Origin of the sequence: Mycobacterium bourgelatii (genome assembly GCF_010723575.1) — a bacterium.
In the GTDB taxonomy this organism is placed as follows: Bacteria; Actinomycetota; Actinomycetes; order Mycobacteriales; family Mycobacteriaceae; genus Mycobacterium; species Mycobacterium bourgelatii.
The window spans coordinates 1,491,119-1,504,472 of sequence record NZ_BLKZ01000001.1; the positions used below are offsets into that span (position 1 = coordinate 1,491,119).

A 13,354-nucleotide genomic window follows, 5' to 3' on the forward strand; every position below is an offset into this window, starting at 1 on the left:
GAACAATCATTTGCATCGGAGGAAGCCATGGATGGCCCGACCGGATTGCTGCGACATGCCTTCCGGCGAGCCGGCGCATTGCGGCCTCAGTACCGCGCCGCGGGGGTCTGGTCGGGGCAGCCCATTGATCTAGTGCGTTCAGCCGCGGCGCAATACCCGAGCCGACTCGCGGTGCTGCAGCGCGACGGCCAACTAACCTACGCCGAACTTGACGAACGCGTCGATGGCGCCTGCGAGGCGATGGTCGAAGCGGGCGTGACGCCGGCGACCCCGGTAGTCCTGGTGGTCGGCAATGACGTCGAATCGATGGTGGCCGTGTATGCGGCGCTGCGCATCGACGCGGTGGCGCTGCTGGTGCCGCGCAGCGCCGGGGCGGCGCAGATCGCGGACGTCATCGCGCGCACGGGCGCCGAATTCGGGGCGGCACCGAATTGGGCGGGCACCACCGAATCGGACCTGTACGAACGTTTTACCTGGCTTGACATGGGCGACGGCAAACCGGTGGGCAGTTCTACGCCGCCCTGCCCGCAGCGGCCCGCTGACGAACCGTGCATCGTGCTGTATACCTCGGGGACTACTTCGCGGCCCAAAGGCGTAATTCACTCGCTCAGTACCTTGGCCAAGGCGTCTGCCAATTACATTGCCGCGGCCGGCCTTGCCGCGGATGACCGGATCTTCCTGATCAGCCCGCTGGCATCGGTCACCGGCGTGGTGCAGGCCCTGTTCATCGGGCCGATGCTGGCGATACCGGTGATACTCGAGGATCGCTGGGATCCGGTGACGACGAGTGAATTTCTCGTCTCGTCGGGTGCCACCTGGTACGGGGGGCCCGACCGGCTGCTCGACCGGATGCTGGGTGAGTCGGCCAGCCGCGCAGCCGAGGTGCCGCTACGTGCGGTCTATCTGGGCGGCACCATGCTCGACCGGCGCATCGTCGAACGCATCGAGGACGACTTCGGCATCGTCGTGATGCGCGTCTACGGCTCCTCGGAGGTACCGGTCAGCACGTCGGGACTGCGGAGCGAACCCCGCGACGTGCGCCATGCCGATGACGGGGTAGCCCTGACGGACGTCGAGGTGCGGGTCGGCTCCGCGGCCGAACCGACCGAGTGCTGTATTCGGGGTCCGCACACCTTTCTTGGTTACACCGACACTGAGCACGACGCGCTGGGGTTTGACGGGGAATGGTTTCGAACCGGTGATGTCGCGGAACTGATCGACGGCCGGGTCCGGGTCGTCGGCCGGATCAAGGACATCGTGATCCGGAACGGTATGAAGATCGCCGCTGCGGAGGTGGAGGAGGCGGTGTCGAGGATCGGCGGGATACGCGAGTGCGCTGCTTACTCGGTAGCCGACGCCACCACCGGCGAACGGTTGGCAATGGCCGTTGTGCTCCAGCCGCACGCTCAGGTGTCGCTTGCGGACGTGACAGCCGCCCTGGTGTCGGCTGGCATGCCGAAATACAAACTGCCCGAAGAGCTGGTGATCTGGTCCGAGCCGTTGCCGGTCAACGCGAACGGCAAGATCGAACGCGGCAAGCTCGAAGCGGCGTCCGCGGGTCGGCCGCGGTTGCTCGCCGAACGTCTGGCCGTGCCGGGACGCTAGTTTCCGGCCGGACGAAATACCGGTACGACGAACCCGTCCTCGTCGGTGCGGAATGCGACCTCCAAATTTAGGTCGGCACAGAGATTTTCGACGGTACAATCCTCCACGACGGTCATCAGGCGCGGCCCCTCCTCGAGGTCCACCATCGCCAGCACGTAGGGCGTGCGCACGTCGAAGGGTGCGGCGTTGCGGTGCACGATGCTCCAGGTGTAGAGCCGAGCGCGTCCGGAAGCCTGCGTCAGCGCGACGTCTTCGCTCCAACAGTGCGGACAGAATGGCCGGACGTACAGCGAGGCCTGTCCGCAGGTCCGGCACGTGTTGACCAGCAACTTGTGGTCCTGGACCGCGGCCCACCACGCTTGGCTGTCGGAGTCGATCGTGGGCCGATCGGGAGCGCTCACTACCGCCTCCCCAGAATCATCGTGGCGCTGTGGGTGAAGAATCCACCCATCGCGTGCACACAGGCCAGTGAGGCGTCGGGTACTTGGCGCGGGCCGCATTCGCCGCGCAATTGCCGGACCGCCTCCACCATGAGGAACATTCCGCGCATACCGGGGTGACACGACGCCAGACCCCCGCCGTCGGTGTTGGTTGGCAATGCCCCGCCCGGACGCAGTGCACCCGACTCGATGAACGGTCCGCCCTCGCCCTTGGCGCAGAAGCCCAGATCCTCCACGGTCAGCAGGACTGTGGAGGTGAACGAGTCGTAGAGCTGACACACGTCGATGTCAGCCGGCGTGACGCCTGCCTGCGCGAAGGCCCGCGGCCCCGACAGCGCGGCCGGCGTCGTGGTGAAGTCCGGCCACTCGCTCATGCTGACGTGCGACGTGGCGTCGGCCGCGCCGAGAATCCAGATTGGCTCGTGGGCGCAGTCTTTGGCGACGCGCTCGCTGGCCAGCACGACCGCTCCGCCGCCGTCGGTGCGCAGGCACACATGCTTGGCGGTGAACGGGTCGGCCAGCATCGGCGCGGCCGCGACGTCGGCCACGGTGATGCGGTCGCGTTCAAACGCATTCTCGTTCAACGCCGCCCACTCGTGTGCCGCGACGGCGACCTCGGCGAACTGATCGATACTGGTGCCGAATTCGATCATGTGGCGCCTGGCCGCCATCGCGTACTTGGCGATCAACGTTGCGCCGTAGGGCGCTTCATACTGCAGGGCTCCACCGGTGCCCATCACTGCGGCAGAGGCGCGGACCTGACGCTTGACGTCGGAACGCGCCGTCGAACCGTATGTCAGCAGCGCGACCTCGATCTGGCCGGTCGCGATCGCCGCGGCAGCATGGCCGGCCATCACTTCCCACGAGGATCCGCCGACATTGGTGGCATCGACCCAGGACGGTCGCAGCCCCAGGTACTCGCTGACCTCGACAGGGGGGAGCAGTGATCCGTGGGCGCCGAAACCATCGATGTCATCTTTCGTCAGTCCGGCATCGGCGATAGCCCGTCGCGACGCCTGGGCCATCAGCGCCAGCGCGGTCTTATCGGGAACCCGGCCGCAGTCGGACAGGCCCGCACCCACGATGGCGACGCGGTCGGATGGCATAGCTAATGGTTACCACATCGCCGTAGCACCGATAACGGCCGTTAACCGAATAGTGGAAGCAGGATTCTCGCATCCGCTACGGTGAGCGTATGCCGAAAGCGTTGCGGGATGCGCTGCGGGGAGAGTCGCTGGTGCTGTGCCTGGCATTGCAGAACGCGCGCACACCTGATGTGCCTGCCATCGCGGCGGCGTGTGGTTACGACGCCGTCTATGTTGATCTCGAACACACTTCCACCTCGCTGGAAACGGCGCAGTTGCTCTGCGTGAGTGCGCTGGGCGCGGGTATCGCCGGACTGGTTCGGGTACCGTCCCAGGACCCGAGCACCATCGCCCGGGTTCTCGACATGGGCGCCGTCGGAGTCATTGTGCCGCACGTAAATTCGAGAGCCGAAGCCGAAGCGGTCGTCGACGCGGCACGCTTTCCTCCCAATGGGCACCGATCGATCTCCGGTCCCAACGCGGTCAGCGGATATGCGCCACGGGCGGCCGACCAACTGGTCGAGGTGCTGGAACGGCAGACGGTCGTTGCGGTGATGATCGAAACGCCCGACGGCGTCGAGGCTTGCGACTCGATTGCCGGGGTTGACGGCATAGACATGATCCTGCTCGGACCGAGTGATCTCACCGCCGAAATGGGCATTCATGGGCAGTATGAGAATGATCATTTCCACCATGCAGTAGAATCTGTGGCGGCGGCTTGTCGTACGCACGGCGTGGCGCTCGGTGTGGCCGGAATCAAGTCTCTTGACCTGCTGAAACGCTTTGTAGGACTGGGATTGCGCTTCATCTCGGCGGGAACGGATGTCGGGATGATGACGGAAGCGGCCACCGCCCGGGCGCGGGCGCTACGCGAACTCGAAGGCCGCGGCAACGATTGACACACAGGAGGACCGGATGCCGACCGCCATCTACACCGAACCAGTCACCGACTCAATGGCTTGGACCGGCGCCGACTTCACCAGCAAGGAGGATTTCGCCTTCGACCTGTCCTCGCGCAATGTGGCTGCACTGGAATCAATCCTGGCCAAGACCGCACATAAGGACCGCGACGACATCACGCCTGAGGACGCACGGCATCCTGACCTCGACGAGGACTTGGCGCGACTCTATCGAGAGATCATGTTCGGCAGGGGCCTTGCGTGCGTGCGTGGCTTTCCCGTCGAGCAGCATTCGATCGAAGACTTGGAACGCATCTACTGGGCGTTTTGCACTCATCTGGGCTACCTGGTGTCCAACAACTCCTTCGGCCACCGCATGGTGCGGGTCCAAGAGGAGGTGCTGCCCGGCGGAGTGCAGCCCGCCAGGGGCACCAAGTCACGGGCGGAATTGGCCATGCACAACGATGCCGCCGACATCCTTTCGTTGCTGTGCGTCTACCCGGCGGCCAAGGGTGGCGAGAGCCAATTCGCGAGCGGCCCTGCCGCGCACAACCGGATACTCGCCGAGCGCCCCGATCTGTTAGGCGTGCTTTACCAAGGGTTTCCGCATCACCGACGCAGCGAGCAACCCGACGACCAGCCCGATGTGACGCCGTACGACGTGCCGGTGTTCTCGCAAGTCGAGGGGCGGATCTGCATCAACTTCACCTACAGCAGCATCCTCCCGGCCATGAAGACCATCGGCCGCGAGTTCACTGAAGAGCAAGCCGAGGCCATCGAATTGCTGCGCACCATCCTGGTCGAGCAGCAGGTTGAATTCCGGCTCGAGTCCGGCGAGGCGGCCGTCGCCAACAATTTCGCGATGTGCCACTCGAGGTCTGATTTCGTCAGCAGCACCGACCCGAAGAGGTCGCGCTGCTTCCTGCGGGCCTGGATGGAGGTGCCCCGCAAGGACCGCCGACTGCCCATCGGACGGGAGTATTTCCACATGGAGAATAAGGACCTTCGGCTGGGCTACGACCCGGTGCCTGGCCGCGACGGCGCCATAGCGCGCAACGACTACAAGAACGTCGACGCGGCGCTCGCCGACATGTTCAAAGCGGCTCAGGCGAAACCCAACATCAAGCGATGACGATTCGTCCGCGACTGGTCTACGAACGGTGGACCGATCCGGTGGCCGGCGACATCCTCGATCAGGCCGACGTTGACGTGGTCCGGCTCGAGCTCGACGCACCCGCCGAAAAAGGCTGGGCGGTGCTGGAATCCGCGCACGGCTACCAGGTGGCGACCCGTACCGACGTCGCCCCGTACGCCGACGGCGTGCAATGGTTGGCGGGCCCCGGCCTGATCAAGCGATGCGAACAGCTTCTGGCGGTGTGCTCCGCAGGTGCCGGCTACGACGTGATCGACGTCGAGGCATGCACCAGAGCAGGAATTGCGGTGTGCAACAACTCCGGTCCGGGAGCGGAGGCGGTGGCGGAACACGCGCTCGGGTTCATGCTCGACCTGGCCAAGAAGATCACCGTTGCCGATCGTGCGCTTCGTGGTGGACCCCTGGAAAACCGGATGGCACTGCGGGGTACCCAGTTGCTTGGCAAGACACTCGGGGTCGTCGGACTCGGCGCCATCGGAAGTCGTCTGGTGCAGTTGTGTGCACCGTTTGGAATGGAAGTCCTCGCGTTCGATCCGTACGTCGATGCGGCGACGGCCGACAGCCGCGGAGCGAGGTTGGTGCCCCTCGCTGAACTACTGGCACGGTCCGACTTTGTTCAGGTGACGTGCCCACTGACCGCCGAAACGCGCGGACTGTTCGGCCGAGACCAATTCGCGGCGATGAAGCCGACGGCGTTTTTCATCACCACCGCCCGCGGTCCTGTCCACGACGAGCAAGCACTGTTGGAGGTCTTGTCCGACGGGGGAATCGCGGGCGCGGGTCTGGATGTCTTCCACGAAGAGCCGCCCCGGCAGGACAACCCCCTGTTGCGACTGGACAACGTGGTCGCCACCCCGCATACCGCGGGCATCACCGTCGAGGCGGCGCACGATCTCGCGGTTGCCACCGCCACCCAATGGCAGACCATCTTCGCCGGCGCCATGCCACCGCGCCTGTTGAACCCCGATGTCTGGCCCCGGTACTGTGATCGATTCCACGAGATTCTTGGCGTTCGTCCGACCGCCCGCACCAAACAGACGACCCCGCAGACGAATTGAGAATAGGTACACACGTGACGGATTACGACACCATCGAAGTCGAGGTTCGCGATAGAACGGCGTGTCTGACCCTCAAGCGGCCCGAGGTCCTCAATGCGATCAACGACGAGATGATCGCCGAGCTCGCGGTCGCATACGCGGAAATCGAGCGGTCACAGGACATTTGGACGATGATCGTGACGGGTTCGGGTCGTGCGCTGTGTGTGGGCGCCGACGTGAACAAGGCAGCGGACCATGACATGGAGAACGCCGCGGGCATCGACAATCAGGGCGAACCGATCCTGAGCTCGATGCGACAGTGGGATGCCCCCCAGGAGGCGACGCCGCCCTGGCTGCAGATGACCAAGCCCATCATCTGTGCGGTGAACGGAATCGCCTGTGGGGCAGGCATGGACCTCGTAACGACGGCCGACATCACCGTTGCCTCCGAGCGCGCGACATTGATGGATCCGCATGTGAGCATCGGAGTGTCATCGGGGCGAGAGGCGGTACGGCTGGCACGGATCCTGCCGCTGCCTGTCGCCATGCGGCTGGTGCTCATGGGAAAGCATGAGAGCCTGGACGCGCAGCGCGCCTACGAGTTGGGGATTTTCACCGAGGTCGTCCCGCACGATCAACTCATGGACCGGGCCTGGGAGATCGCGGATGTGGTGAATTCCAATGCTCCTCTGGCGGTACGAGGTTCGCGCATGGGGGTGCGAAAGGGATTGTCGTTGCCCATCTACGAGGCCGAGCTGCTCGCCGAGAACTACCGCATGAAGGTCGCCCTGACAAAGGATGCCATCGAAGGGCCGCGTGCGTTCCTGGAGAAACGCAAGCCGAACTGGCAGGCCAGATAGTCCGCGTTGCGCGCTAGAGAATTCCGAAGAACGTCTTTGCGTTGGTAGACAGCACCTTCCGCTTGGTCTCCTCGTCCAGGTTTTCGGTCGCCTTGTTGGCGACCTCGAGGCTTCGCGGCCAATTGGTGTCGTTGTGTGGGTAGTCGGTCTCGAACATCAGCTGGTCTGGCCCGACTAGGTCGAGTATGCGGAACGCGACCGGGTCGCCGAAGGTGGAGAAGTACACCCGGCCGGGCACCTGGTTGCTCGGCGGTTCGGTCAGCAGGGGATGGATGCCGCCCCACGCCCGACGGTCCTCCCAGACCTCGTCGACACGCTGCAGGTAGTACGGGATCCAACCCGCCTGTGCCTCGGCGAAGGCGATCTTGAGCTTCGGGAATTGAATGAGCTTGGCGGAGAACAGCCAGTCGACCAGGGCGATGGTGCAGTTGACCGCCATCAGGGCGCTGGTGACGACGTGCGGAGAGTCGGGGGAGGACTTGGTGAGCGACGAACTCGATCCGATGTGCAGCATGATGCCGACATTGTTGCGTTCGCAGGCGGCGAAGAACGGATCCCAGTAGCCACTGTGGATGGACGGCAGGTCGAGACGGGAGGGCAGTTCGGAGAAGCACACGGCGGGCATGCCTTTGGCGGCTACCCGCTCTACTTCCTTGGCCGCCAATTCGACGTCCCAGAGCGGAATGATGCCAAGCGGGATCAGCCGGCCGTCGGAGTCGCCGCCCCACTCGTCGATCTGGAAGTCGTTGTAGGCCTGCACGCACAGCAGCGCAAGTTCCTTGTCCTTGCCATATAGGAAGCGCTGGCCGCAAAAGCGAACCAGGGTGTTGGGGAAGCAGGCCGAGGCCTCGATTCCGGCTATATCCATGTCGGCGAGGCGGTCTTTGGGGCGGAAGCATCCCGGGCGCATCTCGTCGTAGGTGATCGGGTCGGTGGTCAACTCGTCGAGTTCGTAACCGGCAGCGGCACTGATGAGCGGGATTGGGATGACCGCGTCTTCGTAATGCCAGATGTCGGCGTCGCGGCCGTTCTCGTCCTCGACGAACGCAACGTCTGTGGTGACGGTTGGATCCATGCGTCCCCGCATGCGAACGATCCGCGGCCCGATGTCCCGATAGCGTGCCGGCAACCGACTGGTCCACAGATCCGCCGGCTCGACGAGGTGGTCGTCCGGCGAGACGATCAGGATGTCTGCGCTCAACGCTGCACTCCTTAACGGACGGCCGGCGGCTTCAAGAAGTGAGGCCCCGATTTCCACAAACTGAGAATGACCGTTTCCACGGTACCGCATCGACCTACTCCAGCGCGCCCGGGCGCTTGCATGGCGGCGGTCGTCGACCAACATGCACGTGTAGGTAGCGCGCAAACTCCGACGACGTACGCGTATTGTTAGTGCATCATGGCTGCGAAAAAGAGTGCCGGGGGTGACCCGGAAGCGAGTTTGGAAATCGTCGACTCCGAAGTCATCGAACCAACGAGCACGTGGCAAGAGCGCACGATCGAGCGGCGACTGAGTTCCGCGAGAGCGCGCGCTCTCGCGCGCAGCTCGCGGTTCCTCGCGACGGCACTGGAGTTGGTGGAGGAGTCGGGCAAGGCGGACTTCACCATCCAGACTCTCATTGACCGGTCGAACCTGAGCCTGCGCGCCTTCTATCAACACTTCGCCGGCAAGGAAGAACTGTTGCTGGCGCTGTACGAGAATGTCACCAGTCAATTCACCGAGAACATCCGGCAAGAAGTCGCTGCGGCGGACGGCCCGATGGAGCAGTTGGAAGCGTTCTGCCGCGGGGTGCTGTATCGCGCCGAGTCATCGGAATCGGTAGGTGGCCGAGTGATGACCATCTACAACCTCAGCCTGGAGATCGAGCGACCTGCCGACTTCGCCAAGGTGTGGGAGCCGCACCAGAAGCTATTGACCAAGATCATCACCGCTTGCGCACGTGAGGGATTGGTCCGCACCGATCTCACGCCTGCACAACTGACCACGTTGCTGAATACCACCCTGACCGCGCTGGCTCAGATCGGCGTTTTCCATCTGGGCGGCAAGGGGTCCAAGCTGACGGAAGACGAACTGTGGGCGTGGTGCAAACAAGCCATCAGCCCGCCCGCGGATCAACCGAAGCCCAAGGCGGCGAAGAAGGCAACTTCGCGAACGACGTCGACGCGGCGGGTGCGCAAGCTAACGGGGTAGTCCCAGTCCACGTTGCGCGATGATGGTGCGTTGCACCTCACTGGTACCCGCATAAATCGTGGTGCCGAGGGCGAAGCGCAACATTTGCTCGAATCGTCCCCGCTCTGGCGCGGAAGGGTCCAAACAGCTGCGCAGTCCGTCCGGGCCGACCAGTTCGAGGATGTCTTGACTGGCACGTTCGAGGGACTCGGTGCTGAACACCTTCGACATCGGGCCCTCGGCGACCGGTATCTGACCCTGTTCGACCATCCATACACACCGTCGCTGCAGCAGCATCGACACCTCGTATTCCATGGCAACCCTGGCTAACCGTCGCCGGACATCGGCGTCGTCGATGGGTCGCGAGCCGTCGTGGGCCGGTGAGCTGGCCCAGCGCTCCGCATGGTGCAGCAATCGGCCGAGGTGGGGGCCCCAGCCGGAGGCGTGTTCGTCCTGCAACGACAGGCCGATGACTTGCCATCCTTTGTCGACCTCGCCGATTCGCCATTCATCGCTGATCCGGACGTCGGTGTAAAAGGTGACGTTGGTGCGTTCGCCGGATAGCGTCCAGACGGCTTGTGCCTCAAAGCCTTCGGTGTGCGTCGGTACCAGAAACATGGTGAGGCCCTGGTGCTTCGGCCGGTTTGGATTTGTCCGAGCCAGCAGGAATACGTAATCGGCGATGTGGCCGTTGGTGGTGAACATCTTGCTGCCGTTGATCACCCAGTGGTCGCCGTCGCGGACCGCCTTGGTGGTTGCCGCGGCAATGTCGGATCCGCACTCTGGTTCGGTGAAGCCGAGGGCAATGGTGACATCGCCCTTCATCGCACCTTTGAGGACGCGATCCTTCATGGTGGGACTTCCTACCGCACGGATGATCGAGGCCACCATCCGCGTGGTCTCGGATAGATACATGGGCGCGTCGAACCGCATGAGTTCCTCTTTGACCACCTGCGCATCCCACGCACTGCGGTCCTGCCCACCGAACTCGGCTGGCCAGTCCGGCGCAAAATACCCCTTCTCGACAAGCCCTTTCGCAAACTCGTCGTCATGGGCGACGCCGCTTCGGTAGACGCGTTCCTCGAATTCGGGCGACAACGTTGCCTGCAGATGTGCGCGCACTTGCGCCCGGTAGGCCTCGGCATCCGGATCGAGCTGAAAATGCATGGGAGCGTGCCAATCTCTGTGAACCGGAGCGCCGGCCGCGTAGGGTCTGGTGTTCGATAATGTTACTCTCGCTTTTTGAGAGCGAGTATATCCGCAAGGTTAGGGCGGGCAGACGTGGACTTGAGCCTCACCGGGGAACAGCGACAGTTGGTGGAATCGTTCGCTGCTCTGTTCGCGCGGGAGTCGAGTTCGGAGCGCATCCGCTCGGCCGAACCGCTTGGCTTCGACGCCCAGTTGTGGAAGGCGTTGCGAGAGACCGGTGTCGTGGAGATGGCGGTTGACGACGATGCCGGGGGGTGGGGTGCATCGGAACTCGAGCTGGCGTTGATCGCCGAACAGTTCGGCCGCGCGGCGGCGTCGGCTCCGCTCATCGAGGCACAGGTTGCAGCTCGACTGCTGGCGGCGGGTGGCCAGACCGGCGCCCGGCTGCTCGATCGGGCGCTCTCAGGAGATCACCTGGTCACCTTCGCGCCGCGAGCTGGCCAGGGAGCTCGGCTGGAACTGGTCCCCGCCGGAGCCGTTGCCGATTACGTGGTGGCGCTGGTGGACGGGCGGCTAGTCGCGGTTCCGCTCGCAGAAGACCGTCGGGCGGTGTCCAATCTCGGGTCAATGCCGTTGGCGGACATCGTGGTTGAGGGAAGCTGCGACATTCTTGCCGAGGGCCCTCGCGCGATCGAGCTGTTCGCCGGCGCCCTGGACCTGTGGTTGGCGTTGACTGCCGTGGCGTTGACGGGCGCGGCCAAGAAGGCCGTCGAGCTGGTGGTCGATTACGCCAAGCAGCGCCACGCCTTCGGGACTCCCATCGGCGCATTCCAGGCCGTAGCGCACCCACTGGCTGACAGCGCGACCGCCGTCGACGGGGCGCGACTGCTCGGGCTCAGGGCGGCGTGCGCCTTCGTCGATGAGCCCGACCGCGTGCGCGAGTTGGCGGCAATGGCATTCGCGTTCGCCTACGAGACGGCACGCGACGCGACCCGCCGTAGCCTGCACTTCCACGGAGGCTACGGATTCGGAATGGAGTGCGACGTGCAGTTGTACTATCGCCGAGTTCGGGGCTGGGCATTGGTCTACGGTGAACCGGGCGTCGCCTTGGATCGCGTTGCCGACGCCCGCTACGGAGTCGTCGCGGGCTGATCGCAGGTCGAAGGGATGCACATGCCGGATGCTGAGCGTAAGCCACGCGTGATCCTCTGGGGCCCAGGGCAAGTTGGCGTTGGTGCGCTCCGGGGCATCATCGCTCACCCGGGGCTGGAGCTGGCCGGCGTCGTCGTTCACTCTGAGGCGAAGGAAGGGATGGACGCCGGCGCCCTTTGCGGAATGCCGGTGACCGGCGTCATCGCTACCCGAGACATCGATGAGGCGCTTTCGATCGACGCCGACGTGGTCGCTTACTTCGCTTCTGGCGACTACCGCTACCGCGAGGCCGCGCAGGACATCGCACGCTGCCTGCGCGCCGGTAAGGACGTGGTGGCCACGTCCCTGGTTCCCATGTGCTACCCGCCCGCGGCCGACAAGGACACCGTCGAGCTTTTGGAGGCGGCGTGCCGGGAGGGCAATACCAGCTTCTTCAACAGTGGCGTTGACCCGGGTTGGGCGAATGACGTCATCGCGCTGACGATGACCGGCTTCAGCAGTCGCGTCGACAAGATCACCATGCTCGAGATACTCGACTACGCGCCGATCAACCAGCCCGACATCATGTTCGACTTCATGGGCTTTGGGCACACGCCGGATCATCCGGCGCCGCTGTTCGACACCGAACGCCTCGCGGCGCTGTGGGGGCCTATTGTCCATTTGGTCGCCGACGGCGTCGGACTGCCGCTGGATCGAGTCGAGACCACGATCGAGAAATGGCTCGCCACAGAGCGTTACGAGGTGGCATCGGGCTGGGTCGAGCCGGGAACCATGGGCGGCATGCGGTTCAAGCTCGCGGGCATCGTCGGCGGCGAGGAACGGGTTGTGCTCGAACACATCACGCGGATGGGCCAGGACGCGGCGCCCGACTGGCCGAGGCATCCGTCGCCACTCGGGGGTTACCGCGTCATCGTCGACGGTCTGCCCACCTACACGGTCGACATCGAGATGCACGGGCGCGGAAGCAACATGCGCGGCCTCACCTACGCGACCGTGATGCGCGAGCTCAATGCGATTCCCGCGGTCATGGCCGCACCGCCCGGCCTCTTGTCGACGTTGGACCTCCCATTGGTCACCGGCCCCGTGCGTGGTGGGACGTGGCGGGGCGTATTGCCGGGGACGTCACCGGCATGAGCGTGGCAGCACAACCGCCGCTCGACGTCTGGGAAACCATGCGCACCGCGACCACTGTGCGGCGGTATCGGGACGAACCGGTCTCCGACGAAGTGCTGGAAAGATGTCTGCTCGCGGCTACCTGGGCTCCGTCCGGTGGGAACCAACAGCCATGGAAATTCGTCGTGTTGCGGTCGGCGGAGGCTCGCGCGGTTGTGACGGACGGGGCGGTGCGGGCCTGGAATGCAATGATTGACTTTTACAACCTTTCGCTTCCCGAGGACGGCGCTGCTGATAGGAAGTCCCGGGCGTTGCGGACCATGGCCGAGCACACCCGGATCGGAGGTGGTGCGCCGGCACTCGTCATGTTCTGTATCCGACCTCAGGAGGGGGCCGACGAACTCCAACAGGGGGGTTCGATCTTTCCTGCTGTGCAGAACTTTCTGCTGGCCGCGCGAGCTCAGGGCCTGGGCGCGGCGATCACGCTGTGGCACTACTTGTGTGAGGCCGAGTTACGCGCTGTGGCAGGCATACCCGACGGATGGCAGATCGCGGCGTTGCTCACCGTGGGCTGGCCGAAGGGTCGACACCACCCGGTGCGGCGCAAACCGTTGTCCGAAGTGGCGGTGATCGATCACTGGGATAAACCGTGGCAGAGAGGATCTGGCGGATAAGCAGTTCATCACGCTGC

13 protein-coding genes are annotated in these 13,354 nt (G+C 64.4%); 9 read left to right on the forward strand and 4 right to left on the reverse strand.

Annotation, left to right across the window (positions count from 1 at the left end):
* Positions 1–27: 27 nt before the first annotated feature.
* The gene (locus G6N68_RS06845; protein WP_371871543.1) at positions 28–1,605 is read left to right on the forward strand and encodes a class I adenylate-forming enzyme family protein; all 1,578 of its coding nucleotides are present in this window, start codon (positions 28–30) and stop codon (positions 1,603–1,605) included.
* Here the strand turns inward: G6N68_RS06845 and G6N68_RS06850 are convergent.
* The gene (locus G6N68_RS06850) at positions 1,602–2,006 is read right to left on the reverse strand and encodes a Zn-ribbon domain-containing OB-fold protein (protein WP_163709541.1); all 405 of its coding nucleotides are present in this window, start codon (positions 2,004–2,006) and stop codon (positions 1,602–1,604) included. The two genes, G6N68_RS06845 and G6N68_RS06850, sit on opposite strands and share 4 nt — an antisense overlap.
* Positions 2,006–3,151: an acetyl-CoA acetyltransferase gene (locus tag G6N68_RS06855; protein WP_163709546.1), complete on the reverse strand. Its 1,146-nt coding sequence runs from the start codon at positions 3,149–3,151 to the stop codon at positions 2,006–2,008. The genes G6N68_RS06850 and G6N68_RS06855 overlap by 1 nt, the downstream gene beginning before the upstream one ends.
* Before the next feature lie 89 nt (positions 3,152–3,240).
* Here G6N68_RS06855 and G6N68_RS06860 point away from each other — a divergent pair, with 89 nt between their 5' ends.
* Genes G6N68_RS06860 through G6N68_RS06875 form a run of 4 tightly spaced genes read left to right on the forward strand, consistent with a single transcriptional unit; the run spans position 3,241 to position 7,079 of the window.
* Positions 3,241–4,029, forward strand: a complete 789-nt coding sequence (locus G6N68_RS06860; RefSeq protein WP_163709549.1) for an HpcH/HpaI aldolase family protein — start codon at positions 3,241–3,243, stop codon at positions 4,027–4,029.
* A gap of 16 nt (positions 4,030–4,045) precedes the next feature.
* Positions 4,046–5,161, forward strand: a complete 1,116-nt coding sequence (locus G6N68_RS06865) for a TauD/TfdA family dioxygenase (RefSeq protein WP_163709552.1) — start codon at positions 4,046–4,048, stop codon at positions 5,159–5,161.
* Positions 5,158–6,240: a hydroxyacid dehydrogenase gene (locus tag G6N68_RS06870; protein ID WP_163709555.1), complete on the forward strand. Its 1,083-nt coding sequence runs from the start codon at positions 5,158–5,160 to the stop codon at positions 6,238–6,240. Before G6N68_RS06865 ends, G6N68_RS06870 begins: the two co-directional genes overlap by 4 nt.
* A gap of 14 nt (positions 6,241–6,254) precedes the next feature.
* Positions 6,255–7,079: an enoyl-CoA hydratase/isomerase family protein gene (locus tag G6N68_RS06875; protein ID WP_163709558.1), complete on the forward strand. Its 825-nt coding sequence runs from the start codon at positions 6,255–6,257 to the stop codon at positions 7,077–7,079.
* A gap of 13 nt (positions 7,080–7,092) precedes the next feature.
* Here G6N68_RS06875 and G6N68_RS06880 read toward each other — a convergent pair whose 3' ends face one another.
* Positions 7,093–8,280 (reverse strand): amidohydrolase family protein, encoded by a 1,188-nt coding sequence (locus tag G6N68_RS06880; protein ID WP_163709561.1) that lies wholly within the window; start codon positions 8,278–8,280, stop codon positions 7,093–7,095.
* A 198-nt stretch (positions 8,281–8,478) separates the two neighbouring features.
* Here G6N68_RS06880 and G6N68_RS06885 point away from each other — a divergent pair, with 198 nt between their 5' ends.
* Positions 8,479–9,270: a TetR/AcrR family transcriptional regulator gene (locus G6N68_RS06885; protein ID WP_163709563.1), complete on the forward strand. Its 792-nt coding sequence runs from the start codon at positions 8,479–8,481 to the stop codon at positions 9,268–9,270.
* On the opposite strand, the gene G6N68_RS06890 is transcribed toward G6N68_RS06885, so the two are convergent.
* Entirely contained in the window at positions 9,259–10,416 is a 1,158-nt protein-coding gene (locus G6N68_RS06890) for an acyl-CoA dehydrogenase family protein (protein ID WP_163709564.1), read from the reverse strand. The genes G6N68_RS06885 and G6N68_RS06890 overlap by 12 nt on opposite strands.
* 114 nt (positions 10,417–10,530) lie before the next feature.
* Here G6N68_RS06890 and G6N68_RS06895 point away from each other — a divergent pair, with 114 nt between their 5' ends.
* Genes G6N68_RS06895 through G6N68_RS06905 form a run of 3 tightly spaced genes read left to right on the forward strand, consistent with a single transcriptional unit; the run spans position 10,531 to position 13,337 of the window.
* Positions 10,531–11,550: an acyl-CoA dehydrogenase family protein gene (locus G6N68_RS06895; RefSeq protein ID WP_163709567.1), complete on the forward strand. Its 1,020-nt coding sequence runs from the start codon at positions 10,531–10,533 to the stop codon at positions 11,548–11,550.
* Positions 11,551–11,598: 48 nt separating this feature from the next.
* The gene (locus tag G6N68_RS06900) at positions 11,599–12,684 is read left to right on the forward strand and encodes an NAD(P)H-dependent amine dehydrogenase family protein (RefSeq protein WP_163718288.1); all 1,086 of its coding nucleotides are present in this window, start codon (positions 11,599–11,601) and stop codon (positions 12,682–12,684) included.
* Entirely contained in the window at positions 12,681–13,337 is a 657-nt protein-coding gene (locus tag G6N68_RS06905) for a nitroreductase family protein (protein ID WP_371871544.1), read from the forward strand. The genes G6N68_RS06900 and G6N68_RS06905 overlap by 4 nt, the downstream gene beginning before the upstream one ends.
* The last annotated feature ends 17 nt before the right edge of the window (positions 13,338–13,354 follow it).